We start from the raw sequence: 24,914 nt of genomic DNA on the forward strand, positions 1-24,914 counted from the left end.
GGGAAAGCTCCATATGGTAAAATTAAAGGGAAGAATAAAGCTGTTGTGCATGTTGGTAATATTTATTGCGGCTGAACAGCAATTTCAGGCGCGAACCGCCGAGCTGCCGCCACAACACCGCCGAACGAATGCCACATAATAAAGTGGCACGCACGCGGTTTTGGATACCGCTTTGCTGTAGATATAACGGCGAGCCTTTGACTTGGATTTTTGCCCCCAACGGGCTGATCACATCGACATAAATATCGGCGATACTGGCGATCATCTGTTCGTCGAGCAAATCAAGATGTTGTAATTGGCGTGCTAAACCTTGAATCCGATGACCAAGCAATTGTTTGCTTTGCGGGGTTTTATCCAGCTTACTTTCCAACGCAAGCAAACTCATCCAATAACGCCCGACATTCATATCCAACTCACCCTTGCCGCCGGACACTTGTTCTAATAACGTAGTTAAACCTAAGCGTAAATTGGCGACATCATTACCGTACACATCTAAAGTGGAACTCGGCGCGGTATTCACAAGCGAATTCAACGAAGCGGCAAACGCCGCTTGATCCGCACTGCCGCGTTCAGAAAATTGCTGCACCAACTTCGCCGACTGACAAACGCCGGCAAGTGCGAGAGTGAGATCGTGGTAGTCTGCCATAGTGGGTAAATGTCATCCTTATATCGGTGCGGAAGTCTCAATCAAACTGGCGAAACTATAACACTGTTCCACTATTTTTAAAAGTTTACAATATCGCCATAAGGCAAATTATCATTGCCTTTAAGCTGTCTAGTGTGGATTCAATGTGAGCCTATTATTCTTCGGATTAGGCGCGCTTGCTAAAATCTTTCGAATAATAATTCAAGTTTTGTTGCCAAGTCCAACCCTGCTTTGCCCAGAAAGCGTTGCCGCTTTGGTTGTCGGCGAACACTAACAAACGCCCGCGGGTGATATTTTTACTGCGCAGTTGCTGTTCCAATTTATGCAGCAGTGCGCTACCAATCCCTTTGCCTTGCTGATTTTGCGCCACCGCCATATGATAAATCGTAGCACGGCGACCGTCGTAGCCGCACATGATGACGCCGAGCAGTTGTTTATCTTGCTCGGCAACAAAATTCAGATCGGGATTAAAGGCAAGGAAAGCGCTGACGGCTTGTTCGTTGTCATCAACCGCACTCATGCCCATGCCGGGTGTGTTGTGCCACAATTCGGCAACCGGTGCGCAATCGTCCGTTTGCATTGGGCGAATCGTCAAGGCTGAAAGTGCGGTTGCCATTCGGTTATCACTCATTTAACCGTACTTTCGATAATGCCGCCGCCTAAGCAAACTTCGCCTTGATAGAACACGGCGGATTGCCCCGGGGTGACGGCGATTTGCGGTTGGTCAAACCGCACTTCGATCTTGCCGTCGTCAAGCGGCAGGATTTCACAGGCAATATCATCTTGCCGATAGCGGGTTTTCACCGTGCAGCGCAACGCTTGACGAATAGGTTCGCGCGAGACCCAATCCAACTGTTGGGCAATCAAGCCGTTCGACAATAACGCGGAATTATCCAGCCCTTGCGCCACAACTAACACGTTGTTAACTAGGTCTTTCTCGACCACATACCACGCATTCTCGTCTTTGCCTTTCACCCCGCCAATGCGCAAGCCTTTTCGCTGTCCGAGGGTGTGATACATCAAACCGTCATGGCGTCCGATCACTTCACCGTCAAGAGTGCGGATTTCACCCGGCTGTGCCGGCAGATAGCGAGCCAAAAAGTCCTTGAATTTACGTTCGCCGATAAAGCAAATTCCGGTCGAATCTTTTTTCTTGGCAGTGATCAGCCCCAGCTCTTCCGCAATTTGGCGTACCACCGGTTTTTCCAGTTCGCCGACCGGGAACAGACTTTGCGCCACTTGTTGGTGGCTCAGGGTATAAAGAAAATAGCTTTGGTCTTTGTTGCTGTCCAAACCGCGCAGCAGTTGCACCTTAGCACCGACCGCACTTTCATCGACAAAGGAACGGCGCACATAATGCCCGGTGGCAATATAATCCGCGCCTAAATCTTCCGCGGCATATTCCAAAAAGGCTTTGAATTTGATCTCTTTGTTACACAGAATATCCGGGTTCGGCGTACGTCCCGCTTTGTATTCGACTAAAAAATGTTCAAATACATTATCCCAGTATTCCGCGGCAAAATTGATCTTATGTAAGTGAATGCCCAACTTGTCGCAGACCGCCTGCGCATCCGCCAAGTCTGCTGCCGCAGTACAATAATCGCTGTCGTCGTCCTCTTCCCAGTTTTTCATAAATAAGCCTTCCACCTGATAGCCTTGCTGTTGCAGGATATAGGCGGAAACCGACGAATCGACGCCGCCGGACATTCCGACGATGACTTTTTTGGTGGCATTCGCTGCTTTTTTTGCGTTGCCGAGAGGATTTAATTTCTCAAATGTTGCTGAAATCAAGGTCATTACAAATCCAATTGTTTGATATTACAAGATAATCGGTTGGTCGGACGAGATCGCCCGACCAATAGGCGACTAGATAATTCGCTCTTGTTGCTCTAATTTTTGTTTTCGCGCTTCGGCTGCCATTTTGGCTTTACGGTTATCGCAAGGTTCCGGACAATCGCACACTTTTTCCAAGCCAAGGGTGGCAATACCGCCGCAACTGCCATGGATAGACTTGCGTTTAACCCAATAGCCGATTGACATCGCTAGAATCACCACAAGAAAAATACCGAAGGTGATAAAAAATACGTTCATAACTTCATTCCTAATCCTATGCTGACGGTTATTGCGCCGTGAGCCGTTTAAATGCCGATGACATTTTAGTCTCAAAACCGTTATTTGTCTTGATAATCAAGTAAATCGCCAGATTATTTTTTTCGGCAACCGCCAATGCCTTGTCGCTGCCCAAAACAAACAATCCCGTCGCCAAGCCGTCGGCGGTCATACTGGACGGATCGAGCACCGTCACCGAGACTAAATTATGTTGAATTGGTTTGCCGCTATGCGGGTCAATCTCATGGGAAAAACGTACGCCGTCCCGTTCAAAATAGTTACGATAATCGCCGGAGGTTGCCATTGCCATGTCTTGCAAACCAATGATCAACTGTACCGCTCTTGAACCGTCAAATTCCGGTTTTTCAATCGCAATTTGCCATGCTTTATTCGCTTTATTCCGCCCTTTGGCACGGATTTCCCCGCCGATTTCAACCAGATAATCCGTCACGCCGAGCGATTCCAGATATTCCGCCAATTGATCCACGCCGAAGCCTTTGGCAATTGACGATAGGTCGATATACAGATTCGGAATGCTTTTACTTAACCGATATTGCCCGTCTTGCTGCTGTAGGATTAATTTATCCAAACCGACCCAAGCGCGCCGTGCCTCGATTTCCTGATCGGTCGGAATCTTTTCCGGGCGGTTTTCCGGTCCGAAGCCCCATAAGTTCACCAAAGGTCCGACGGTAATATCCAATGCTCCGTCGGTTAATTGGTGTAAACGGATTGCTTCGGCAACCACCTTGCCAAATTCCGCTGAAATAGGAAATGCACCTTCAACCGGTTGCAACCGATTAAATCGGGAGATTTCCGAATCTTTCTGGTAAGTCGACATTTGCCGGTTCACTTCTTGCAAAGTGCGGTCAATGGCTTGCTGCACCGCTTGCGCTTCCGGCAAGTTTTTGCTGCTGTCAGCCAAATATTTGACGCTGTAAGTGGTGCCCATGGTTTTACCATTGAAAGCCACTTCCGTTGTTTTATCACCGCAGGCGGCAACACTGATACTAATAAAAAAGGCTAGCCCGAGCCGGGCCAGCCAGTTAATTGATTGTTTTAAAATCATTTTCTATCTCTGAATGTGATTCCATTAACCACCGAAGTCATCCAACAGGATGTTTTCGTCTTCAACCCCTAGGTTTTTCAACATACCGATTACCGCGGCATTCATCACCGGAGGCCCACACATATAGTATTCACAATCTTCCGGCGCTTCGTGGTCTTTCAGATAGTTTTCATACAATACGTTGTGAATAAAGCCGGTGTAGCCGTCCCAATGATCTTCCGGCAACGGATCAGACAAGGCTACATGCCATTTAAAGTTGTCGTTTTCCGCTTGCAGGGTGTCGAAATCTTCCACGTAGAACATTTCGCGTTTAGAACGTGCGCCATACCAGAACGACATTTTACGTTTTGAATGCAGGCGTTTTAACTGATCAAAGATATGCGAACGCATTGGCGCCATACCGGCACCACCACCGATAAACACCATTTCCGCATCGGTATCTTTAGCGAAGAATTCGCCGAATGGTCCGGAAATCGTCACTTTATCACCCGCTTTCAATGACCAAATGTAAGAAGACATTTGCCCTGGCGGTGCATCAGGTTGTTTTGGCGGCGGTGTCGCAATCCGCACGTTCAACATGATAATGCCTTTTTCTTCCGGATAAGATGCCATGGAATAAGCACGGATAATCGGCTCGTCGACTTTCGACACATAACGCCATAAGTTAAATTTATCCCAGTCTTCATGGTATTCTTCCGGAATATCGAAGTCTTTATAATTTACGGTATGTGGCTCGGCTTCAATCTGAATGTAACCGCCGGCACGGAACGGAACTTCTTCCCCTTCCGGAATGGCAAGTTTCAATTCTTTGATAAAAGTCGCTTTGTTATCGTTTGAAATAACGGTACATTCCCATTTTTTCACACCGAAGATTTCCGGCTCGACTTCCACTTCCATGTCGCTTTTGACATTGACTTGGCAAGATAAGCGCCAGCCTTCTTTGGCTTCTTTTTTACTGATATGGGAAAGTTCGGTTGGCAGAATATCACCGCCGCCGTGTAATACTTTAACCTTGCATTGACCGCAAGAGCCGCCGCCGCCGCAAGCGGAAGACAAGAAAATGCCTTCGCTCGCCAGTGCGCCCAACAGCTTACCGCCCGCAGGCAGTTTAATCGCTTTGCTCGGATCCTCGTTGATCCCGATAGTAATGTCACCGGAGTTGACCAGTTTTGACTTGGCGAACAAAATCAGCACCACCAAAACCAAAACAATCACGGTAAACATTGCGATACCTAAAATGATTTCCATCTGCTATTCCTCTCTTTACAACTGAATGCCGGAGAATGACATGAAGCCAAGCGCCATCAGGCCAACAGTAATAAATGTGATTCCCAATCCACGCAAGCCTTTCGGCACGTCGGAATACTTCATTTTTTCTGTTAAGCCGGCTAACGCTACGATTGCCAACATCCAACCCGTACCTGCACCAATACCGTACACAACTGATTCGGCAAAGTTGTAATCACGCTGTACCATGAAAGATACGCCGCCGAAGATTGCGCAGTTTACGGTAATCAACGGCAGGAAGATCCCCAAGGCGTTGTACAAGGCCGGAAAGTATTTATCTAAAATCATTTCCAGAATTTGTACCAACGCAGCGATCACACCGATAAAGGTGATAAAGTTAAGGAAACTGAGATCCACGCCTTCAATCAAAGCACCGTCTTTCAAGATCAGGTTATACACGATGTTATTGGTCGGTACTGCGATACCCAATACCACGATAACGGCGATCCCCAAACCGAAAGAGGTCGATACTTTTTTCGATACCGCAAGGAAAGTACACATTCCAAGGAAGAAAGCCAGTGCCATGTTTTCGATAAAAATCGAACGCACAAAAAGACTGATATAATGTTCCATGCTTATTTACTCTCCACTTGTTCCGGTTTGTAGGTTCTTAATAACCAAATCACGAAACCGATAATAAAGAATGCGCTTGGCGCCAACAGGAACAAACCGTTCGGCTGATACCAGCCGCCGTTATTGATGGTTTCCAAAATCGTTACGCCGAACAATTTTCCGGAACCGATCAGTTCACGCAAGAACGCCACCACGATTAAAATCGCACCGTAGCCCAAACCGTTACCGACCCCGTCCAAGAAGCTGTCAATCGGGCTTTCTTTCATCGCAAACGCTTCCGCACGTCCCATAACGATACAGTTGGTGATAATCAAACCGACGAATACCGAGAGCTGTTTGGAAATATCATAAGCGTAAGCGCGCAAAATTTGGTCAACCAAGATAACCAAAGAGGCAATGATCGCCATTTGTACGATAATCCGCACGCTGTTCGGAATGAAATTGCGAATGCAAGAAATAAAGAAACTGGAAAACGCAGTAACAAATACCACTGCAATCGCCATTACCACAGCCGTTTCCAACTTGGTTGTCACCGCCAGCGCAGAACAGATCCCGAGGATTTGTAACGCAATTGGGTTGTTATCCAAGATAGGGGATAACAATAAGCCTTTTCTACCTTTTAACTCAGCCATTGTTTAATTCTCCTGCTCTAAGTTTTTTCAGGAACGGGCCGAAGCCGTTTTTACCAAACCAGAATTTGAAACTGGCGTCGACACCGTTCGCTGTTAGCGTGGCGCCGGATAACGCATCAATTCCGTGTTCTTTATTGGCCGAACCACCTTTGGCAACAAATAACGCCTCTTGCCCTTGGGCATCATAAATTTTCTTGCCCGGGAATTGAGCCTGCCAGCCTGGATTCTCAATTTCACCGCCCAAGCCCGGGGTTTCCCCGTGTTGATAATAAGTGATACCGTCAATCGTATTGCCATCCGGCTGAATCGCCATAAAGCCGTACATCACCGACCAAAGACCCGAGCCGTAAATCGGCAGTACGATTTTTTCCACTCGTCCTTGATCATTTTTCACCAAATAAATTTCTGCCAAATTGGCACGGCGACGAATCTTCGCCAAATCTTCTTCGGCCGGCAGGGCAATGCTGGTTTGCGGGTTCTTAGCCGCCGCAGCCGCGTCAAATCCGGCTTGTTCAGGTACGTATTCGCCTGTATTCAAATCAACCAAACGCGGCTCAATATTTTTCGCATAAACCTGCTTAATATTGATTCCCGGTTTTAACAAACCGGCTACGCTAAGGATATTTTTTTGTTTATCCAGTAATTTTTGTTCTTCCTGCACCGGTTTCAAGCTCACCGCAGAGCCGGCAACAATAATCGAACAGACTAAGCTGACGAGAAGAATAACCAGAATCGTGCCTGCAAAACTGTCTTTCTTAAACATTGCGAGCTCTCCTACGTTTGATATTTGCTTGAACTACCAAGTAGTCAAATAACGGTGCAAACAAATTAGCAAATAGAATCGCTAACATCATGCCTTCCGGATATGCCGGGTTAACCACACGGATTAACACGCACATTACGCCGATTAATGCGCCGTACCACCACTTTCCTTTATTCGTGAAAGAGGCCGATACCGGATCCGTCGCCATAAAGAACATCCCCAAGGCGAAGCCGCCCAGCACCAAATGCCAATGCCACGGCATTGCAAACATCGGATTGCTGTCAGAACCAATGACGTTGAAAAGCGTTGACATCGCAATCATCCCGATCATCACACCGGCAACGATACGCCAAGAAGCGATACGGGCGAAAATAATGAATGCGCCGCCTAAAATCAGCATTAGGGTTGATACTTCCCCAATCGATCCCGGAATGTTACCGATGAAAGCATCCATCCAAGTGATTGGTTGTTGCGTAACATTGTTAATCAAACCACTTTCGCCACCCATATTCCATTGCGAAAGTGCGGTTGCGCCGGTGAAACCGTCGGCGGCAACCCACACTGCGTCACCGGAAATTTGCGCCGGATAAGCGAAGAATAGGAATGCACGCCCCGCCAGCGCCGGGTTCATAAAGTTTTTACCCACACCGCCGAACACTTCTTTCGCCACAACAACCCCAAAAGTGGTTGCCAGTGCCGCTTGCCATAACGGTAACGTTGGCGGAACGATTAATGCCAACAGGATTGAGGTGACAAAGAAGCCTTCGTTGATTTCATGCTTACGGATCATGGCGAATAATACTTCCCAGAAACCACCTACCAAAAACACTACGGCATAGATTGGCAGGAAGAAAATTGCACCCAGTACGATTTTGGCGATGACGCCCGCATCCGGCGATAATACCCCGAACATATCCGCCAAAGCAAAGTGCCAGTCATTGGCAATATTTTGCGCCACATTTTGCGCAAACACCTCAGGTGAGGCCAAACTGCCTAATGCCAATAATGATTGCGCGCCCACGTTGTACATACCGTAGAACATCGCCGGAAACAGCGCTAACCAGACTAATACCATCATACGTTTTGAATCGATTGCATCACGTACGTGGGAAGATTTACTGGTTACCGTTCCCGGTGTATATAAAAACGTGGCGGTTGCTTCATACAGCGCATACCACTTTTCATATTTTCCACCCGGCAAAAACGCAGGTTCGATTTTCTCTAAAAGATGTTTTAAACCCATTTTAACCTTCCTTCTCGATCTTATCTAACGCCGCGCGCAAGATTGGACCATATTCATTTTTGCCCGGACAAACAAAGGTGCAAAGTGCCAGATCTTCTTCATCCAGTTCCAAACAACCTAACGCTTGCGCACCGTCAGTATCGCCGGCACTTAAATCACGCAGTAACAAGGTCGGAATAATATCCAACGGCATTACGCGCTCATAAGCACCGATCGGCACCATCGCACGGTGTCCGCCGTTCACGGCCGAAGTTAAGTTAAACAATTTTTTACCAAAATGTCCCAACACGGTACGGGTGATTGAGAATTTATCTGCGCCCGGCATAATCCAGCCGATAAACTCTTTCTCGCGTCCTTCGGCAATCACGGAAACTTGTAATGCATAACGTCCCAAATAATTATGTGGACCGACCGCAGTTGTACCATTTAATACCGAACCTGAAATCACACGGTTTTCACCGTCTTGCAGTTCATTGGCTGTCAATTGTGAAAGGTTCGCCCCTAAACAGGTGCGCACTAACCCGGGATTTTTCACTTGCGGACCGCCGAGAGCGACAACACGCTCAACCGACAATTCACCGCTGGTAAACAGTTTGCCAATGGCAATCACATCTTGGTAATTCAAATACCAAACGGATTTGGTTGCACTAACCGGCTCAAGAAAGTGGATATGCGTACCGCTTAATCCGGCGGGATGCGGACCGCTAAACTCTTCGGTTTGCAGCTTGGCAATTTGCGGAAGGGTAATTTGCGTCCCGGCAGCTTTACACACATACAGTTTTTCATTATTCAAGCGGCTGAGCACCAACAGACCGTCTTGGAATGCTTGCGCTTGCTCGTTAATGATCACCACAGGATCTGCCGCCAACGGATTGGTATCCATGGCATTCACAAAAATCGCGGCAGGTACGGCATCCGTAGCCGGCGATTTGCTGAACGGACGTGTACGCAATGCCGTCCAAAGACCGGATTGCAGCAAATTTTCACGTACTTGTTCATCGGTTAATGACGACAGTTGTTGACGATCGTATTTGTTAAACGTAATTTGCTCATTACCTTCAACCTTAATTACAACCGATTGTAATACACGCTTGGCGCCACGATTAATCGCCGTGACAGTGCCGCTTGCCGGTGCAGTAAAGACCACACCCGGGTTTTTCTTATCAGAGAAAAGCACCTGTCCTTTCTTGACAACATCACCCTCGCGAACACTCATCGACGGACGCATACCTACATAATCTTCGCCAAGCACCGCAACTTCAGTAATGGCAGGACCATTCTGGATTACCTGTGCCGGTTTCCCTGAAATTGGAAGATCCAAGCCTTTCTTAATTGTAATCATATTGTTAGCACTACTTTTTAGTTAGGTTTACATCACAATTGCCAATCTTACGTTCTGAAAACGCGGTATCGGCAACCTCTTTTTGAGCAATGAATGGGGAAAGGTCTAAACATGGGAATCCCACAACAGCTAAACACTTACCACTCAAACATAAAATTTAAAACTCAAATTCCGGAAAATATCAAAAAAGACAACAGGCTGCTTATCCAAATGCTTCGCCTTGCTTCCCGTCATTTTTGATGGTTAATTTTTTGATAATAAAAACGACTTATTGTAACCAATTAAGCCGCTAAAATTCCACTTTAACCACGACTTTTTTTGATCTGATCACACTTTTTATACCCGAATGTAGCAGGATTGTTACTATTTTACCTACAAAGAGTTAATCGCCATGCCCCATGCAGTTCGGGGAAGAAATAACCTGCCGCTGTTTTTTCGACCACTCTTGCGGGGTATACGCGTGAATAGCCAAGGCATGAATCCCGTTCTGTTGCGGATTGATAAGTTGATAAATTTTTTGATGACGCACCACGGCACGCAGCGTTTCGAAATCCGAAGCAGCAATAATCACTTTAAAATGCGAATTTGCCCCTTTGCCCGAACTGTGCATATGGCTTTCGTTTAGCACCTCAAGATAATCCGGTTGCAAGGCTTGTTGTAAAAGTGCGGCAATCTGTTGCTGATCCATAAAATTCCTAAGCTGAAATGTGAATAAAAGCATAATTTTTGCGGTCTAACGCTATACTTTATTACGTGAGTTTGCAACAATAATTCTCGCCTGATATTTTAAATTTGATATTTAAGGAGATAACATGAAAAAATCCTCGCTAAAAACCCTTTCCTCCGCATTGCTATTGGGAAGTGCGGTGTTACTGAGCGGTTGCCAAACCCAAAATAACACCCTGACCTTCACCCCGCCGGCGCCAAGCGCTCAATTTAACACCGCCAACCAACGGGTTGTTGCCAATGTGGTCACCCAAGACCAACGCGCCAGCTCAACCGTTGCCAGTTACACCTCCGGCGGCAACGTACAACACCTGATTGCCAGCCCGGAAGTAGCACAGCTGTTTCAACAAGTGGTGCAGCAAGGTCTGAATAGCAAAGGCTTCCGTATCGCCGGCGGATCTGCTTCAAACAGCAATGTGATTGTGCGTATTACCGATTTCGGCGCGCAAGTGAGCGAAGGCAATCTGAAATATAAAATTGACAGCAAAGTGAATATCGTGGTGGAAGTTCAAGGCGCGAAAGGCACATTCTCGAAAAGTTTCGGCGCGACCAACTCGCAAGAGGGCGTATTCGGCGTGAATAACGAAGGCATTCAGAAAATCATCAACCGCTCTTTCCAAGATGTCGTCACCAAGTTCTATAACGACAATGAAATCAGCAACGCGCTGTTGGGATTGAGCAATTAGCCATAACCGCATTATTTATGTTGCAGCCAAACCGCACTTTCAAAGTGCGGTTTTTTATGGCTGGCTCTCAGCGGCATTGAAATTCAGACAAGAAAAAACCCGCTGAGTAAACTCAACGGGTCGTAAATAATGGCTCCTCCTGCTGGACTTGAACCAGCGACATACGGATTAACAGTCCGCCGTTCTACCGACTGAACTAAGGAGGAAAAGTGGTGCCTCGAGGCGGAATCGAACCACCGACACGGGGATTTTCAATCCCCTGCTCTACCGACTGAGCTATCGAGGCAACTCATCAGTGGTGCGTATTAAACGTTTTTTTCGTTTTCAAGTCAACCTCTATTTTAAAAAAACTTTCATCGCCCCATTCGTTTGCATGCTTTGTGTGCAAAGTGTCTGTTTTTAATCCGTAAACTGATTATTAATTAGCACGCACGCGATATTTCTTTTGCGCCGAATCCACTTTCACCAGATAATTACGCGCCTGAGCAGACGGATGTCGGGTGGTCAAAGTGCGGTACACTTGCTCGGGAAGTAAGCGATTGATCTTTTCTATCGCCATGGTTTTGTCCTGATCAAACACGCGCAACACCGCCCCTGCACCGCTGTTATACGCGGAAATCATCGCATAGCGTTTAGAAGACGGATCGGTGATCCCGGCAAGGTAGTTATTTTGCAACAAAGACAAATAGGCGACACCGGCATCAATGTTTTTGTGCGGATCAAACAAATATTCTTTGCTCGGCTGTCCCGGCATTTTCTTCATAATCTGAAAAATATCACGTCCGGCAGTATGCGGCACCACCTGCATTAAACCGATTGCATTGGCATAACTGATCGCATACGGATTGAAGCTCGATTCGGTTTGCATAATCGCCAAAATCAGGCTTTCGTCAATATTATAATGACGCGCGGCGCGGCGCACGAACGGCACATATTTTTGCGCGCGTACGTTGATATGGTTGGCGATCATCGGAATGGTGACATATTCTACCAACTGCCCGTTACTCAAGCGCCGGGTTTGCAGGCTATTTTGCAATAAATGATTGGCAAAAGCATTGGCGCTGTCGAGATTGCTAATCGTCGCGCCACGGTGATCCACCACCTGTCCGGCTAAAAACGGACGTGAGCTGATTGGCGCATCACCGTCGGCAAACAGATCAATTCCGTTGGCGTCCGAACCCATCATCAAGGTATGCACAATGGATTTTTTCAGGCGATATGCGTCCATTCCCTGGGTTTCAATGGTGATCTTGCCTTCGTCAAAACTGATATGGCTGCGGGTGTTATATTGGTCGGTGTATTTGACATAATCCTTACGGCTCGCCACCAACAGTTCGTTCACTCCCCATTTGCGATCAATGTTATGCGAAAACTGCCCGGTCAGAATATCCAACCCCCGTAAATCTTTGGCAAAAGCGTCGTCATAATCAATTCCACTGCTTTTTTTGGAGGAAGAGCCACACGCCACTAAAAAAGGGATCAACAGCACCAGTAAATATTTTTTCATGGGTAAACCTTCAACTCGCCGCTTATTGACTTGGGGGAACATAGCCTTCGATATGAACGTCTTTGCCTTCAAACAGGAAATTGACCATTTCGCTTTCCAGTAGCTGACGATGTTCAACGTTCATCATATTCAGTTTTTTCTCATTGACTAACATGGTCTGTTTTTTCATCCATTCGCCCCATGCCTGCTTGCTGATCGAATCGAAGATCCGCTTGCCCAGTTCACCGGGATAAAGCTGAAAATCCAGCCCGTCGGCTTCCTGTTTCAAATATTCGCAATAAACTGTTCGTGCCATTTGCTAGTCCTTTTTACTTTTTTACATTAGATCATTAATTAGACAAATTATTTCTGCCTTGGTTGCATTGCCTGCAATTGTAATAATAAATTTTTCATTGGTGTCGCCAAACCGATTTTTGGCGGTGATTGAAAATTATACCAATAATTCTTTGTTTCGGGTATATCCGTGCGGTATTCCGGTTGGCTTTCCGCCACTTTTTCTGACAAAGGGTATGATCGGGGGCGGTCATTCATCCGAAGTGCGGTTTTCTCCGCATAAATCGGTACGATATCCAAGTGAAAATGGCTGAACGTGTGGCGAAAAGCGGTCCATTGTCGGTAATCCCGAATATCCTGTTGCTGTAAATAGGCAAGCAAATCCGCTTTCTGTTCAAACTGCGGGAAACAATACAGTCCGCCCCACAAGCCTTGCGGCGGGCGCTGCTGTAATAACACCTGATTGCCGTCCCGCAACAATAAGAAATACGCCTGTTTTTCCGGCAAGCTTTTTTTCGGCTTTTTGCCCGGATAAGCCTGCCAATTCTGTTGCCGATTGGCGACACAACTAACTTGCAGCGGGCACAGACCGCACTTGGGTTTCGAACGGGTACACACCATCGCGCCCAGATCCATCATCGCCTGATTAAAATCCGCCACTTGCTCGTTCGGGGTGACTTGCTCGCTATATTGCCACAGTCGGTCGCTGACTTTTTTCTCTCCCGCCCAGCCGTCTACGGCAAAATGGCGCGCCAATACGCGTTTCACATTGCCGTCCAGAATCGGATAAGGCGCATTCAGGCAAGAAGATAAAATCGCACCGGCGGTGCTACGCCCAACCCCGGGCAACTGCCACACTTGTTCAAAATCGGTTGGAAATTGTCCGTGATGTTGATCGCGGATCACCTGCGCCGCTTTATGCAAATTGCGCGCCCGCGCGTAATAACCCAAGCCCGTCCAGAGGTGTAGCACTTCATCAATCGCCGCATCTGCCAATGCCGTCACCGTCGGAAAAGTCGCCGTAAAGCGTTCGAAATAGGGGATCACGGTCGCCACTTGGGTTTGTTGCAACATCACTTCCGACAACCAAACTTGATATAGGGTTTTATTACGCTGCCACGGCAAATCTTTGCGTCCGTATTGCCGGTACCAGTCGAGTACCGCACGTGCGAAAGGGGCATGAATTGAAGATTGGGCTAACATAACGGCTCTATTGCGAATCAAAAAACCGCACTTTACCGCAACTGCACTCACAACGCCATGAAAATCACACTTCCGCAGCGTTGCATTTTCGTCAGAATGTGTTTTTTCAATTAATGTCAGATGTTACCATGCCCGATACTATCGATTACCACACACCTTATGCGCACGACTAACCGAATGGGCAACGTCAGCGCAATTCAGCCGTTCCAATCCTTTCAAAATTCCGCAATCCTGCATACGGTGCACTTCGCCGCATTGGCTGCGCAATTCGCCTAATTGCGCTTCCAACGCGCGTAACTCCGCAATCCGTGCTTTAACGTGCAGCAAATGCCGATCAATCAAATCATTAATCGAAGCGCAACTGGCATTGGAGTCGGCTTTGGCTTGTAGCAATTCACGAATTTCATCCTGTGTCATTTCTAAAGCGCGGCAACGGCGGATAAACACCAAGCGCTCCAAATGTCGCGTGCCGTATTCACGGTAGTTATTCAGGCGGTTGCGCGGTGCCGCCGGCATTAATCCCTCCCGTTCGTAATAACGAATGGTTTCCACCGCACAGCCGGTTTGTTTAGCCAAATCCCCGATTTTCATTTTTTCCCCCGCTTGACCCTGTAGCTGCTACAGGGTGTTTAATATCATACAACAACCGTACGATTGAAGGAAAAGATTATGTCAGGCTGCTGCTCTCAGCAACGTCATCAATCGGCACAACCGCACTTTGCCGAGTTGGCGCAAGCCAAAACGGTCGCAGGCGGGGTACAAACCACCATGCGGATCAAGCAAATGGACTGCCCGACCGAAGAAGGCATGATTCGCAAAAAATTAGGCGCAATGGCAGAAGTACACGCGTTGGAATTCAATCTAATCCAACGAATGTTGCGCGTCACCCACGGCGAACATGATTTGCCGAAGATATTAGCCGCAATCCGCGCCCTTGGTTTTGAGCCTGAATTGCCGGATAGCGACGGCAAACCAGCCCAAACCGTCGAACCGCAAAAACCGCTATTGCCACTGGCGATAGCTGGCGTATCGGCATTAGGTGCAGAAGCCGTAACTTGGTTTGGCTTGCCCACTTGGGCTAATGGGATTGGGGCAATCTTGGCGGTGACAGCGGTGTTGTTGTGCGGATTGGAAACTTACAAAAAAGGCTTGTGGTCGATTCGCTGCGGCAGTTTAAATATCAACGCCTTGATGAGCATTGCCGTAACCGGCGGCTTGCTGATTGGACAATGGGCGGAAGCGGCGATGGTGATGGTATTGTTTGCTTTGGCAGAAATGATCGAAGCCAAGTCCCTTGAGCGTGCCCGAAATGCAATTGGCGAATTAATGGCGCTCGCCCCCGAAACCGCCACCGTACAACAAGCTGACGGTTCGTGGCAAGAGATTACAGCGCAGAACGTGGCTGTGGGCAATATTGTACGGGTAAAACCGGGTGAACGAATCGCCCTCGACGGCACGATCACCTGGGGGCAAAGTGCGGTCAACCAAGCGCCGATTACCGGCGAAAGTCTGCCGCTGAATAAAACGGTGGGTGATCAGGTATTCGCCGGCACGATCAACCAAAGCGGTTCGTTTGAATACCGAGTCACCGCCGCCGCAAACAACTCGACCCTAGCCCGCATTATCCATGCGGTGGAAGAGGCGCAAAGTGTGAAAGCGCCGACACAACGCATTGTCGATCGCTTCGCGCAAATTTATACCCCTGCGGTGCTGGTGATTGCATTGTTGGTTGCCATCATTCCGCCGCTATTTATGGCTGGCGCTTGGTTTGAATGGATTTATAAGACATTGGTTTTATTGGTGATCGCCTGCCCTTGCGCCTTGGTCATTTCCACGCCGGTCACAGTGGTCAGCGGCTTGGCAGCGGCGGCGCGCAAAGGGATTTTGATTAAAGGCGGCGTTTATTTAGAACAAGGGCGGTTATTAAAAACCTTGGCGTTGGATAAAACCGGAACTTTAACCCACGGCAAACCGGTACAAACCGAAATGACCGCACTTGCCGCCATGCCATTGACGGAAGCACAACGCCTTGCCGCCAGCCTTGCCGCTCATTCCGATCACCCGGTTTCACAGGCGATTACAACTGCTGGCAATGAACAAAATCCAGCATTAGCCGATGTGGACAATTTCACCGCACTTTTGGGACGCGGCGTACAAGGGCAAATTAACGGCACGGACTATGTGCTGGGCAATATTCACTTAATCGAAGAACGCAAACAAGCCACGAACGAGCTACAAAGCCAAATCGAGCTATTGGAAAAACAGGGTAACAGCGTGGTGCTATTAGCGGATAACAAACAAGTGTTGGCGCTATTTGCCGTTGCTGATACCGTGAAAAAAAGCAGCTGCCAAGCCATTGCCGAACTACACAACTTAGGCGTAAAAACGCTAATGCTGACCGGTGACAATCAACACACCGCCAATACGATTGCGGCACAAGTCGGCATTGATCAAGCCCTTGGCAATCAATTGCCTGAAGATAAATTAAAGGTGATACAACGTGCGGTTGAACAACAAGCTAAACAGCAAAAAATCGGCATGGTCGGCGACGGCATTAATGACGCGCCCGCCCTTGCCCGTGCAGATATTGGTTTTGCCATGGGCGCAATGGGAACGGATACCGCACTTGAAACCGCTGATGTTGCCTTAATGGACGATGATTTGCGCAAAATCCCTGAATTTATCCGTTTATCAAAAAATACCCACACCATTCTGAAGCAAAACATCAGCTTCGCCCTTGCGGTTAAACTCCTCTTCTTTGTTTTAACGCTTGCCGGGCTAGGCACAATGTGGATGGCGGTGTTCGCTGATGTCGGCACCAGTTTACTGGTGGTGGGAAATGGCTTACGCTTAATGCGAACCTAATCGGCTAACCACACTTTAGTGATTAAAGATGAAAAAGTGCGGTAGAGAAACCTCTTTATTTATCCCTATATAAGGATAAACTTGACTTTATCCTTTTTAGCGGTTATTTTATTAAATATCTGCTAAAGAGGATAAATCATGGCAATTACCACCGCAAAAATGTTAGCGCATGCCTTAAAAGAATTTCGCTATCAGAATAAGTTGTCGCAATCGCAAGTCGCTTTGCTCGCCGGCGTGAAGCAAGCGACGGTTTCCGCTTTTGAAAACCAGCCTGAACGCAGCAAAGTCGATACCTTGTTTAATTTGCTGTCGGCGTTAGAACTAGAAATCACGCTATCGCCACGTAATAAAACCGCAACCCCGACAAGTGATCAAGTGCAAGAGCCGACCCCTGATTTTGATGACGAGGATTGGTGATGAACCGCTTGACGATTGCGATGAACGGTATTGAAGTCGGGCTGTGGACAAAAAGCCGCGACGGCGCAAGCCAATTTCAATACGAATCCACTTGGTTAAACCACGCTAAGGCGCGTCCGATTTCGTTGTCGCTGCCGTTATCGGAAAAAGTCTATAAAGGTAGCCCCGTCTATAATTTTTTCGATAATTTATTGCCTGATAATGAACAAATCCGTTCACGTATTCAACAGCGTTTCCAAGTTGCCACCAAACACCCGTTTGATTTACTCGGTGCCATTGGGCATGACTGTGTTGGCGCAATTCAGCTTTATCCGCAAGGAAAACGCCCTTATTCGGTCAGGAAAATCGACGCCGTGCCGTTAAGTGAAACGGATATTGCGGCATTATTAAAAAACTACCAATTTTCACCGTTGGGAATGGATAATGCACACCAAGATTTTCGGATTTCCCTTGCCGGTGCGCAGGAAAAAACCGCACTTTTATATCATCACAACCAATGGTGCAAGCCGCTCAACACCACGCCGACCAGCCATATTATGAAATTGCCGATCGGTATTGTCGGGCAAGGACAGCTTGATTTATCCGACAGTTGCGAAAATGAATGGCTTTGTTTGCAACTGTTGACAGCCTTTGGCTTGCCCGTCGCCAATGCGGAAATTTTGTATTTTGACGATTGCAAAGTGTTGTCGGTTGAACGTTTTGATCGCCGCTGGGCGGCTTCAGGACGTTGGTTAGTGCGCTTGCCGCAGGAAGATATGTGTCAAGCCTTGGCAATTGCCCCTGCGTTAAAATACGAAGCGGACGGCGGACCGAGTATCTTATCCATTCTCGAATTGTTAAAAGGCTCGGCAGACAGTCTTGAAGATCGTCTGCGCTTTTTTAAAGCACAGATTATCTTTTGGTTGATGGCGGCGATTGACGGACATGCGAAAAACTACAGTCTGTTTTTGGAAAAAGATAACCGCTACCGTCTAACGCCGTTTTATGATGTCATCTCTGCGTTTCCACTGTTAAAACCGCAAGGCTTACAACGGCAAAAAATCAAAATGGCAATGGCATGGCACGGAAAAAACAAACACTATTTATGGGATAAAATCCAAATCCGCCATTTTCTCGAAACCGGCAGACTGGCAGGTTTGCGCCCGCTACTCGTCGAAGAAATATTGCACGAAGTTGCTACAAACTATCAAAGTGCGGTTGAACAATGTCAGCAACGGCTGCCGAAAAACTTTCCGCTAGAGATTGGCGAACCGATTTTAGAGGGCGTTTGGCAGCAAGGAAAGCGATTGAAAGGATAGAAAAAACCGCACGTTGAAGTGCGGTTCGGTAACATATTGATTGCTTGAGACTATTGTGGCGTTCCTTCTGCGCCGAAAACACCTCGCCACTCAGCCCCATTATCATTGGAGCTTCCTTTTCCAACAATAAATTTACCCTTATCTAAGAAATCACCTTTTAACTCACCGTCTTTAGTAATTAGATCATATTGATTTTGCTTTTTATTTACAGTCGCTTGCAATGTAAAATCAGGTTCAGTAACATCCGATCCAGCCAAGTCTAAAAATAGCTGACCACCGCCAGTATCATTACTTTGAATTGTACCACTCATGCCTTTTGTGGTTGCATTATAAGTTAAACTCAAATTTGCTTCAGCACTAGCAAAATCATTAGTGTTCGTCGAATAAAGGAACTTGCCTTCATAATTCATACTGACCGATGGAGCAACTGTATCTTTTTTATCACTATTATAGCCATAAAACATATCAAATTCACGAGCACGCTGAGTAGCGTCCCTCCATACATCCCCTGCAGCGACCTCATTATCTGTTGCAATATAACCATAATAACCAACATCTGCTAAAGAAAGTACTTTTGTATTATTATCACCATCTACAATAGTAATAGTTGATGGTGTTTCTGAGGTTTTGACCGTTTCAAATTTATTATTATCTAATTTAACTTCATAATATCCTTTTCTTTCACCTTCCCATGCTGAAAAGCCATAACCATACTTAATCATGACTAATTGCCCATCATAAGTAGGTATCACTTGTGGTTGTGGTTGTGGTTGTGGTTGTGGTTGTACAGGATCTACCGCCGGAGGAACTTGATCCTCTGGTTTATCTTTTGGCTCTTCTTCTTTATCTTCAGATACGCCAGTATTAACCTGATTTGTACTTGTATTTTCTGACGCAGTGTTTTCAGATTGCTGCTTATTTGATGCTTGGCTACGAATCTCTTTCTCTTTTAAAGCCGCCAGTTCAGTTTGCTCAGATGAACTTGCAGAGCCTGAATTTGAACCTGAATTTTCAACCAAATTGGAAGCAATTGGAGTCGTATCAGCCGCAGACGATCCACCGCCGCCGCCACAAGCAACTAAAAAAGCGGATAGGAAAAGGGTAATTGCTGTTTTATTATAAATACTTTTCATCATGTTATTTCTCTTATCATCATGTTAATGAAATATTCCGCAGGTTAAGCCTCAAATCAAAAATAAATACATCCTATTCTTATTTGCTTAACTGAGGTGGTGCGCATTCTAACAAGGATTACGTCAAGCTTTGTCTATTTAACGTAAGAAATCAGGCTCTGATCACCCTTGATTGCCAAAGAAATAGCGAAAACAGTTGTAATCCCCACAGATATTTGCATAATGCGCCTATCAAATAGAAAGGGATCTTATTTCGTTATCATGTCAAAAGTTACACAACCGCAAACCACCTTTGCCGATCAGAAGCGCAAAACGGTCGAAACCGCGGAATTTACCGCCGACGGGCGTTATATGCGCAAAGTGCGTAGCTTTGTGCTGCGCACCGGGCGTTTGAGCGATTATCAGAAAAATGCGATGAACAACCATTGGGCGGATTTCGGCTTGGAATATCAAGCCACGCCGTTCGATTTCAGCGCGATTTACGGCAATGATAATCCGGTGGTGTTGGAAATCGGCTTCGGCATGGGAACGTCGTTGGTGGAAATGGCGAAAAATAATCCGGATCGCAATTATCTCGGAATTGAAGTGCATACTCCGGGCGTCGGTGCCTGCGTGGCATTGGCGGTGCAGGAAAAGGTGACGAATTTGCGCGTAATTTGCCACGACGCGATGGAAATTTTGCGCGACAGTATTGCCGATCACAGCTTAGGCGGATTACAATTGTTTTTCCCTGATCCGTGGCAAAAAAGCAAACACCATAAACGTCGGATCGTGCAGCCGGAATTTATCCGCTTGATACAACAAAAGCTGAAGTGCGGTGGCTTTATTCACATGGCGACCGATTGGCAGAATTATGCCGAGCATATGCTGGAAACCCTGCAACACAGCGATGAATTGCATAACCAATCGGCAACGAACGATTATATCCCGCGTCCGGATTTCCGCCCGTTGACCAAGTTCGAACAGCGCGGACAAAAACTGGGACACGGGGTTTGGGATCTGTATTTTATTTATCGTTAAATAAACTTTATTCATTATCAACTAAAAAAGGAAAATAGTATGGCTATTCAGCGTAACCGCAGACAGCGCAAAAAAATGCACCTTGCCGAATTCCAAGAGTTAGGCTTTGTTGTCCGCTGGCAATTCGCCGACAACACTTCGGTTGAAGAAATCGACGCCACTTTGGATCGTTTTATCGACGAAGTGATCAAGCCACACGGCTTAGCCTACGAAGGCAGCGGCTACCTACATTGGGAAGGGTTGGTTTGTTTGGAAAAAGTCGGCAACTGCGACGATTCACACCGCACGTTGGTACAAAACTGGCTCAGCGCAAACAACCTGCAACAAATCGAAACCAGCGAACTGTTCGATATCTGGTGGGATTATCCGATTCAGTAATTGCGCCTTGAATTATTGAAATTTGATCTTATCTATTAAAGTGCGGTTTTCAGACCGCACTTTTGCTATTTTTTGAAGGATAATCATGAACACATTACAATTTTTAGTGCAGACCGTGGCGGGGCTATATACCTTTATTCTGATATTGCGCGCGTGGTTCCAATATTGTCAGGTGGATTTTTACAATCCGCTGTCGCAAGTCGTGGTGAAACTGACGCAGCCGGTGTTGGCGCCGTTACGCAAATTGATCCCAACGCGCAAGAATATTGATTTTGCTGCGTTAGCATTCGCTTTTGTGCTGAATATGCTGAAATATCCGCTATTAACCGGCGGTTTTGACGGCGCCAGTTTGCCGCAGTTCGCACTGATCGGTGTATTGGCGATGATTAAGGCGTTTGGCGAGATTATCTTTTGGGCGATTTTGATCCGTGCGGTAATGAGCTGGTTTTCGCAAGGCAATCACCCGCTGGAATACCAACTGTACCGTATCACTGAGCCGCTGCTAGCCCCGATTCGCCGCATTCTGCCGAATACCGGCATGATCGATTTCTCGGTGATGGCGTTGGCGTTTATCCTGATTTTCGGCAACAAGTTGCTGATGGATCTCTTCGGCGCCTTGTGGCTGCTTGCATAACCGATGGCGGCGGTTGAAACACACCCAAACGGATTGCGGCTGAAAATTTTGCTGCAACCCAAAGCGAGCAGAGATCAGCTGGTCGGGCTACACGACGACGAGCTGAAAATCACCATCACCGCCCCGCCGATTGACGGACAAGCCAACGCGCACCTGTTAAAATTCCTCAGCAAACAATTCAAAGTCGCCAAAAGTAGCATTGTGTTGGAAAAAGGCGAATTAAATCGGCATAAACAAGTTTTTATTCCTGAACCGAAAATCATTCCTGATGTGGTACAAGCCTTGCTTAATGCGTAAAACCGCACTTTATTCTTTGCTTTCTTATTTCCCATACAAATCACCCCTTAATTTTTGAGAAGCATTTTTATTTGACACAGATCAAATTTTCAAGATATAGTGCTTTCAAATAATAAAACATCTATATATAGTGTTTTAGCTTTTTGATTTAATCAATATAAGGGGCTTTTATGTCAGGGTTACAGGTCATCAAACGCGACGGTGCCAGCACGCCGTTTGTGGCGGAGCGGATTTTACAGGCGATTCGTAAGGCGGCGGTTGCTTGCGGTATCAACAACGAGGCGTTTTGTTCGCATATCAGCAATGAAGTTTGCCAGCAGATTTTCAGCCATTATCAAAAGCAGATTGATATTGCGCATATTCAAGCGATTGTCGAAGAAAAACTAATGCGCAGCCAATATCCTCAAATTGCGCGTGCCTATATCGAATACCGCCACGACCGCGATTTGGCGCGCGAGAAACGTAGCCAATTGACGCAAGAGATCGAGGGGTTGATTGAGCAAAGCAATCTGGAAATCCTGAATGAAAACGCCAATAAAGACGCCAAAGTGATCCCGACCCAGCGCGATCTACTGGCGGGTATCGTGGCAAAACATTACGCCAAACGCTATCTCTTGCCCGCCGATGTGGTGGCGGCACACGAAAAAGGCGAAATTCATTATCACGATTTGGATTACGCGCCGTTCTTCCCGATGTTCAACTGCATGTTGGTTGATCTGCAAGGCATGCTCGAGCAGGGCTTTAAAATGGGTAATGCCGAGATTGAAACCCCGAAATCGATCACCACCGCCACCGCCGTCACCGCACAGATTATCGCGCAGGTGGCAAGCCATATTTACGGCGGCACAACCATCAATCGGATTGATGAAGTGCTTGCGCCTTATGTGCAGAAAAGTTATGAAAAACATTTGGTGGTGGCGGCAGAATGGCAAATTGCCGATGCGGAAGGCTACGCCAAAGCACGCTTGCAAAAAGAGTGTTTTGACGCCTTTCAATCGTTGGAATACGAAGTCAACACCCTGCACACCGCCAACGGGCAAACCCCGTTTGTGACCTTCGGTTTCGGCTTGGGCACAAGTTGGCAATCACGTCTGATTCAGCAGGCGATTTTGCAAAACCGAATTCGCGGTTTAGGCAAAAATCATAAAACCGCCATTTTCCCGAAACTGGTGTTTACCTTAAAACAAGGGCTAAATTTACATCCGACGGATCCGAATTACGACATTAAACAACTGGCACTGGAATGCGCCACGCAACGCATGTACCCCGATATTTTGAATTACGATCAAGTGGTGCAAGTCACCGGTTCGTTCAAAGCGCCGATGGGCTGCCGCAGCTTTTTAGGCAAATATGAACAGGATCAACAGGAAATCCACGAGGGGCGCAATAATCTCGGCGTCGTCAGTTTGAACCTGCCGCGTATTGCGCTGGAAGCGCAAGGTGACGAAGTGCGGTTTTATCAATTGTTGGATCAGCGCCTCGCCATTGCTAAAAAAGCGCTGATGACGCGGATTGCGCGCTTGCAACAAACCAAAGCGCGGGTTGCGCCGATTTTATATATGGAGGGCGCGTGCGGCGTGCGTTTAAACGCCGATGATTGTGTCGCCGATATTTTCAAAAACGGCAGAGCCTCGATTTCGCTCGGGTATATCGGCATTCACGAAACCATCAATGCGCTGTTCGGCAGCCATATTTATGATCAACAAAGTCTGTGGCAAAAAGGGTTGGCGATCGTGCAACACCTGCGAAGTGCGGTCGAAACGTGGAAACAAGAAACCGGCTATGCCTTTAGCCTGTATTCCACCCCAAGTGAAAATCTGTGCGACCGTTTCTGCCGCCTCGACAGCAAAACCTTTGGCATTATCGAGGGCGTAACCGACAAAGGTTATTACACTAACAGTTTCCATTTGGACGTGGAGAAGAAAGTCAATCCGTACGATAAACTGGATTTTGAAATGGCATATCCGCCAATCGCCAACGGCGGTTTTATCTGCTACGGCGAATACCCGAATCTGCAACACAACCTGAAAGCGTTGGAGGACGTGTGGGATTACAGCTATTCGCGCGTGCCGTATTACGGCACCAATACGCCGATTGACGAGTGCTACGGCTGCGGTTACAAAGGCGAATTCGACTGCACCAGCAAAGGCTTCACCTGCCCGTCCTGCGGCAATCACGACAGTAACACGGTGTCGGTGACCCGTCGGGTGTGCGGCTATCTCGGCAGTCCCGACGCGCGTCCGTTCAACAGCGGCAAGCAGGAAGAGGTGAAACGGCGGGTGAAACACCTATAAAAGTACGGTCTGAACATGAATTATCTGCAATATTATCCGGTTGATGTGGTCAACGGCGAAGGCACGCGCTGCACCCTGTTTGTCGCAGGGTGCGAACACCAATGCAAGGGCTGTTACAACCAAAAAAGCTGGTCGTTCTGTGCCGGAGTGCCGTTCGATCAAGCGATGGAAGATCAGATTATTGCCGATTTACAAGACACACGGATCAAGCGGCAAGGCTTGAGCCTGAGCGGCGGCGATCCGTTGCACCCGAGAAACCTGACCGCACTTTTGCCGTTGGTGCAACGGATTAAACGCGAGTGTTTGGGCAAGGATATTTGGTTGTGGACGGGTTATCGTTTGCAAGAACTCAGCCCCGAGCAAAAGGCGTTGGTGGGTTATGTGGATGTGTTGATCGACGGCAAATTCGAGCAGAGCCTCGCCGATCCGAAACTGCTGTGGCGCGGTTCGAGTAATCAGGTGATTTATCGGTTGCATATCTAAAAAATAGCAATCTTGATAAGGCGTCACGGGCAAAAAATG

27 protein-coding genes and 2 tRNA genes are annotated in these 24,914 nt (G+C 47.3%); 10 read left to right on the top strand and 19 right to left on the bottom strand.

The annotated features are described in order from the left end of the window. Positions 1 to 22: 22 nt before the first annotated feature. The 12 genes from hflD to ACQ31U_RS03395 form a co-directional block, all read right to left on the bottom strand. Positions 23 to 646 carry a high frequency lysogenization protein HflD gene (gene hflD, locus ACQ31U_RS03340; protein ID WP_431053679.1) on the bottom strand — a complete coding sequence of 208 codons (624 nt, stop codon included), beginning with the start codon at positions 644 to 646 and terminating at the stop codon, positions 23 to 25. A gap of 166 nt (positions 647 to 812) precedes the next feature. Further along, positions 813 to 1,277: a GNAT family N-acetyltransferase gene (locus ACQ31U_RS03345; protein ID WP_431053680.1), complete on the bottom strand. Its 465-nt coding sequence runs from the start codon at positions 1,275 to 1,277 to the stop codon at positions 813 to 815. Continuing rightward, entirely contained in the window at positions 1,274 to 2,443 is a 1,170-nt protein-coding gene (gene mnmA, locus ACQ31U_RS03350) for a tRNA 2-thiouridine(34) synthase MnmA (protein ID WP_431053681.1), read from the bottom strand. The genes ACQ31U_RS03345 and mnmA overlap by 4 nt, the downstream gene beginning before the upstream one ends. 69 nt (positions 2,444 to 2,512) lie before the next feature. Beyond that, positions 2,513 to 2,737: a (Na+)-NQR maturation NqrM gene (gene nqrM / locus ACQ31U_RS03355; protein WP_431053682.1), complete on the bottom strand. Its 225-nt coding sequence runs from the start codon at positions 2,735 to 2,737 to the stop codon at positions 2,513 to 2,515. 28 nt (positions 2,738 to 2,765) lie between these two features. After that, positions 2,766 to 3,821: an FAD:protein FMN transferase gene (locus ACQ31U_RS03360; protein ID WP_431053683.1), complete on the bottom strand. Its 1,056-nt coding sequence runs from the start codon at positions 3,819 to 3,821 to the stop codon at positions 2,766 to 2,768. 24 nt (positions 3,822 to 3,845) lie between these two features. After that, positions 3,846 to 5,069 carry an NADH:ubiquinone reductase (Na(+)-transporting) subunit F gene (gene nqrF / locus ACQ31U_RS03365; RefSeq protein WP_431053684.1) on the bottom strand — a complete coding sequence of 408 codons (1,224 nt, stop codon included), beginning with the start codon at positions 5,067 to 5,069 and terminating at the stop codon, positions 3,846 to 3,848. Positions 5,070 to 5,084: 15 nt separating this feature from the next. Next, positions 5,085 to 5,681 (bottom strand): NADH:ubiquinone reductase (Na(+)-transporting) subunit E, encoded by a 597-nt coding sequence (gene nqrE, locus ACQ31U_RS03370; protein WP_431053685.1) that lies wholly within the window; start codon positions 5,679 to 5,681, stop codon positions 5,085 to 5,087. A 2-nt stretch (positions 5,682 to 5,683) separates the two neighbouring features. Continuing rightward, positions 5,684 to 6,313 carry an NADH:ubiquinone reductase (Na(+)-transporting) subunit D gene (locus ACQ31U_RS03375; protein ID WP_431053686.1) on the bottom strand — a complete coding sequence of 210 codons (630 nt, stop codon included), beginning with the start codon at positions 6,311 to 6,313 and terminating at the stop codon, positions 5,684 to 5,686. Further along, on the bottom strand, positions 6,306 to 7,076 hold the full coding sequence (locus ACQ31U_RS03380) for a Na(+)-translocating NADH-quinone reductase subunit C (RefSeq protein WP_431053687.1): 771 nt from the start codon (positions 7,074 to 7,076) through the stop codon (positions 6,306 to 6,308). The genes ACQ31U_RS03375 and ACQ31U_RS03380 overlap by 8 nt, the downstream gene beginning before the upstream one ends. Beyond that, entirely contained in the window at positions 7,069 to 8,319 is a 1,251-nt protein-coding gene (locus ACQ31U_RS03385; RefSeq protein ID WP_431053688.1) for an NADH:ubiquinone reductase (Na(+)-transporting) subunit B, read from the bottom strand. Before ACQ31U_RS03385 ends, ACQ31U_RS03380 begins: the two co-directional genes overlap by 8 nt. A 1-nt stretch (position 8,320) precedes the next feature. Beyond that, positions 8,321 to 9,661 carry a Na(+)-translocating NADH-quinone reductase subunit A gene (locus ACQ31U_RS03390; RefSeq protein ID WP_431053689.1) on the bottom strand — a complete coding sequence of 447 codons (1,341 nt, stop codon included), beginning with the start codon at positions 9,659 to 9,661 and terminating at the stop codon, positions 8,321 to 8,323. 382 nt (positions 9,662 to 10,043) lie between these two features. Continuing rightward, positions 10,044 to 10,349, bottom strand: a complete 306-nt coding sequence (locus ACQ31U_RS03395; RefSeq protein WP_431053690.1) for a BolA family protein — start codon at positions 10,347 to 10,349, stop codon at positions 10,044 to 10,046. 124 nt (positions 10,350 to 10,473) lie between these two features. On the opposite strand from ACQ31U_RS03395, the gene ACQ31U_RS03400 reads away from it, so the two are divergent. Continuing rightward, positions 10,474 to 11,073: a YajG family lipoprotein gene (locus tag ACQ31U_RS03400; RefSeq protein WP_431053691.1), complete on the top strand. Its 600-nt coding sequence runs from the start codon at positions 10,474 to 10,476 to the stop codon at positions 11,071 to 11,073. Between the two features lie 130 nt (positions 11,074 to 11,203). Here the strand turns inward: ACQ31U_RS03400 and ACQ31U_RS03405 are convergent. From ACQ31U_RS03405 to cadR, 6 genes are all read right to left on the bottom strand, one after another. Further along, positions 11,204 to 11,279, bottom strand: a tRNA-Asn gene (locus tag ACQ31U_RS03405). Between the two features lie 4 nt (positions 11,280 to 11,283). Further along, positions 11,284 to 11,359 (bottom strand) — tRNA-Phe (locus tag ACQ31U_RS03410). A gap of 132 nt (positions 11,360 to 11,491) precedes the next feature. After that, complete coding sequence (mltC, locus tag ACQ31U_RS03415; protein ID WP_431053692.1) at positions 11,492 to 12,580, bottom strand: membrane-bound lytic murein transglycosylase MltC; 1,089 nt, start codon at positions 12,578 to 12,580, stop codon at positions 11,492 to 11,494. Positions 12,581 to 12,602: 22 nt separating this feature from the next. Further along, entirely contained in the window at positions 12,603 to 12,875 is a 273-nt protein-coding gene (locus ACQ31U_RS03420; RefSeq protein ID WP_431053693.1) for an oxidative damage protection protein, read from the bottom strand. Between the two features lie 47 nt (positions 12,876 to 12,922). Next, entirely contained in the window at positions 12,923 to 14,056 is a 1,134-nt protein-coding gene (gene mutY / locus ACQ31U_RS03425; RefSeq protein ID WP_431053694.1) for an A/G-specific adenine glycosylase, read from the bottom strand. A 138-nt stretch (positions 14,057 to 14,194) separates the two neighbouring features. Further along, a complete protein-coding gene (gene cadR / locus ACQ31U_RS03430) occupies positions 14,195 to 14,647 on the bottom strand; it encodes a Cd(II)/Pb(II)-responsive transcriptional regulator (protein ID WP_431053695.1) in 453 nt (150 codons plus the stop codon). Positions 14,648 to 14,725: 78 nt separating this feature from the next. Here cadR and ACQ31U_RS03435 point away from each other — a divergent pair, with 78 nt between their 5' ends. The 3 genes from ACQ31U_RS03435 to ACQ31U_RS03445 all read left to right on the top strand — a co-directional run bounded on the left by ACQ31U_RS03435 (position 14,726) and on the right by ACQ31U_RS03445 (position 18,636). Next, positions 14,726 to 16,921: a heavy metal translocating P-type ATPase gene (locus ACQ31U_RS03435; RefSeq protein WP_431053696.1), complete on the top strand. Its 2,196-nt coding sequence runs from the start codon at positions 14,726 to 14,728 to the stop codon at positions 16,919 to 16,921. Between the two features lie 138 nt (positions 16,922 to 17,059). Then, the gene (locus tag ACQ31U_RS03440; protein WP_431053697.1) at positions 17,060 to 17,338 is read left to right on the top strand and encodes a helix-turn-helix domain-containing protein; all 279 of its coding nucleotides are present in this window, start codon (positions 17,060 to 17,062) and stop codon (positions 17,336 to 17,338) included. Beyond that, a complete protein-coding gene (locus tag ACQ31U_RS03445; RefSeq protein WP_431053698.1) occupies positions 17,338 to 18,636 on the top strand; it encodes a type II toxin-antitoxin system HipA family toxin in 1,299 nt (432 codons plus the stop codon). Before ACQ31U_RS03440 ends, ACQ31U_RS03445 begins: the two co-directional genes overlap by 1 nt. A gap of 50 nt (positions 18,637 to 18,686) precedes the next feature. Here the strand turns inward: ACQ31U_RS03445 and ACQ31U_RS03450 are convergent, their stop codons facing one another. After that, the gene (locus ACQ31U_RS03450; protein ID WP_431053699.1) at positions 18,687 to 19,772 is read right to left on the bottom strand and encodes a hypothetical protein; all 1,086 of its coding nucleotides are present in this window, start codon (positions 19,770 to 19,772) and stop codon (positions 18,687 to 18,689) included. A gap of 258 nt (positions 19,773 to 20,030) precedes the next feature. On the opposite strand from ACQ31U_RS03450, the gene trmB reads away from it, so the two are divergent. The 6 genes from trmB (at position 20,031) to nrdG (ending at position 24,875) form a co-directional block, all read left to right on the top strand. Further along, complete coding sequence (gene trmB / locus ACQ31U_RS03455; protein ID WP_431053700.1) at positions 20,031 to 20,789, top strand: tRNA (guanosine(46)-N7)-methyltransferase TrmB; 759 nt, start codon at positions 20,031 to 20,033, stop codon at positions 20,787 to 20,789. A 39-nt stretch (positions 20,790 to 20,828) separates the two neighbouring features. Beyond that, on the top strand, positions 20,829 to 21,167 hold the full coding sequence (locus ACQ31U_RS03460) for a YggL family protein (RefSeq protein WP_431053701.1): 339 nt from the start codon (positions 20,829 to 20,831) through the stop codon (positions 21,165 to 21,167). 85 nt (positions 21,168 to 21,252) lie between these two features. Further along, positions 21,253 to 21,801, top strand: a complete 549-nt coding sequence (locus ACQ31U_RS03465) for a YggT family protein (RefSeq protein ID WP_431053702.1) — start codon at positions 21,253 to 21,255, stop codon at positions 21,799 to 21,801. A gap of 3 nt (positions 21,802 to 21,804) precedes the next feature. Continuing rightward, positions 21,805 to 22,098 (top strand): DUF167 family protein YggU, encoded by a 294-nt coding sequence (gene yggU, locus ACQ31U_RS03470; RefSeq protein WP_431053703.1) that lies wholly within the window; start codon positions 21,805 to 21,807, stop codon positions 22,096 to 22,098. Between the two features lie 170 nt (positions 22,099 to 22,268). After that, positions 22,269 to 24,392 carry an anaerobic ribonucleoside-triphosphate reductase gene (gene nrdD / locus ACQ31U_RS03475; protein ID WP_431053704.1) on the top strand — a complete coding sequence of 708 codons (2,124 nt, stop codon included), beginning with the start codon at positions 22,269 to 22,271 and terminating at the stop codon, positions 24,390 to 24,392. Positions 24,393 to 24,407: 15 nt separating this feature from the next. Continuing rightward, entirely contained in the window at positions 24,408 to 24,875 is a 468-nt protein-coding gene (nrdG, locus tag ACQ31U_RS03480) for an anaerobic ribonucleoside-triphosphate reductase-activating protein (protein ID WP_431053705.1), read from the top strand. Positions 24,876 to 24,914: the final 39 nt, after the last annotated feature.

Source organism: Testudinibacter sp. TW-1 (assembly GCF_050613185.1).
Classification (GTDB): Bacteria; Pseudomonadota; Gammaproteobacteria; order Enterobacterales; family Pasteurellaceae; genus Chelonobacter.

Excerpts from the sequence above, each read along its gene's own strand:
- nqrF (WP_431053684.1), bottom strand. The coding sequence starts at position 5,069 with ATGGAAATCATTTTAGGTATCGCAATGTTTACCGTGATTGTTTTGGTT.
- mnmA (WP_431053681.1), bottom strand. The coding sequence starts at position 2,443 with ATGACCTTGATTTCAGCAACATTTGAGAAATTAAATCCTCTCGGCAAC.
- trmB (WP_431053700.1), top strand. The coding sequence starts at position 20,031 with ATGTCAAAAGTTACACAACCGCAAACCACCTTTGCCGATCAGAAGCGC.
- nqrE (WP_431053685.1), bottom strand. The coding sequence starts at position 5,681 with ATGGAACATTATATCAGTCTTTTTGTGCGTTCGATTTTTATCGAAAAC.
- ACQ31U_RS03435 (WP_431053696.1), top strand. The coding sequence starts at position 14,726 with ATGTCAGGCTGCTGCTCTCAGCAACGTCATCAATCGGCACAACCGCAC.
- ACQ31U_RS03440 (WP_431053697.1), top strand. The coding sequence starts at position 17,060 with ATGGCAATTACCACCGCAAAAATGTTAGCGCATGCCTTAAAAGAATTT.
- yggU (WP_431053703.1), top strand. The coding sequence starts at position 21,805 with ATGGCGGCGGTTGAAACACACCCAAACGGATTGCGGCTGAAAATTTTG.
- nrdD (WP_431053704.1), top strand. The coding sequence starts at position 22,269 with ATGTCAGGGTTACAGGTCATCAAACGCGACGGTGCCAGCACGCCGTTT.
- ACQ31U_RS03360 (WP_431053683.1), bottom strand. The coding sequence starts at position 3,821 with ATGATTTTAAAACAATCAATTAACTGGCTGGCCCGGCTCGGGCTAGCC.
- ACQ31U_RS03420 (WP_431053693.1), bottom strand. The coding sequence starts at position 12,875 with ATGGCACGAACAGTTTATTGCGAATATTTGAAACAGGAAGCCGACGGG.
- ACQ31U_RS03465 (WP_431053702.1), top strand. The coding sequence starts at position 21,253 with ATGAACACATTACAATTTTTAGTGCAGACCGTGGCGGGGCTATATACC.
- nqrM (WP_431053682.1), bottom strand. The coding sequence starts at position 2,737 with ATGAACGTATTTTTTATCACCTTCGGTATTTTTCTTGTGGTGATTCTA.
- mltC (WP_431053692.1), bottom strand. The coding sequence starts at position 12,580 with ATGAAAAAATATTTACTGGTGCTGTTGATCCCTTTTTTAGTGGCGTGT.
- ACQ31U_RS03395 (WP_431053690.1), bottom strand. The coding sequence starts at position 10,349 with ATGGATCAGCAACAGATTGCCGCACTTTTACAACAAGCCTTGCAACCG.
- ACQ31U_RS03390 (WP_431053689.1), bottom strand. The coding sequence starts at position 9,661 with ATGATTACAATTAAGAAAGGCTTGGATCTTCCAATTTCAGGGAAACCG.
- ACQ31U_RS03385 (WP_431053688.1), bottom strand. The coding sequence starts at position 8,319 with ATGGGTTTAAAACATCTTTTAGAGAAAATCGAACCTGCGTTTTTGCCG.
- ACQ31U_RS03460 (WP_431053701.1), top strand. The coding sequence starts at position 20,829 with ATGGCTATTCAGCGTAACCGCAGACAGCGCAAAAAAATGCACCTTGCC.
- ACQ31U_RS03375 (WP_431053686.1), bottom strand. The coding sequence starts at position 6,313 with ATGGCTGAGTTAAAAGGTAGAAAAGGCTTATTGTTATCCCCTATCTTG.
- nrdG (WP_431053705.1), top strand. The coding sequence starts at position 24,408 with ATGAATTATCTGCAATATTATCCGGTTGATGTGGTCAACGGCGAAGGC.
- mutY (WP_431053694.1), bottom strand. The coding sequence starts at position 14,056 with ATGTTAGCCCAATCTTCAATTCATGCCCCTTTCGCACGTGCGGTACTC.
- cadR (WP_431053695.1), bottom strand. The coding sequence starts at position 14,647 with ATGAAAATCGGGGATTTGGCTAAACAAACCGGCTGTGCGGTGGAAACC.
- ACQ31U_RS03380 (WP_431053687.1), bottom strand. The coding sequence starts at position 7,076 with ATGTTTAAGAAAGACAGTTTTGCAGGCACGATTCTGGTTATTCTTCTC.
- ACQ31U_RS03450 (WP_431053699.1), bottom strand. The coding sequence starts at position 19,772 with ATGATGAAAAGTATTTATAATAAAACAGCAATTACCCTTTTCCTATCC.
- ACQ31U_RS03445 (WP_431053698.1), top strand. The coding sequence starts at position 17,338 with ATGAACCGCTTGACGATTGCGATGAACGGTATTGAAGTCGGGCTGTGG.
- ACQ31U_RS03400 (WP_431053691.1), top strand. The coding sequence starts at position 10,474 with ATGAAAAAATCCTCGCTAAAAACCCTTTCCTCCGCATTGCTATTGGGA.
- hflD (WP_431053679.1), bottom strand. The coding sequence starts at position 646 with ATGGCAGACTACCACGATCTCACTCTCGCACTTGCCGGCGTTTGTCAG.
- ACQ31U_RS03345 (WP_431053680.1), bottom strand. The coding sequence starts at position 1,277 with ATGAGTGATAACCGAATGGCAACCGCACTTTCAGCCTTGACGATTCGC.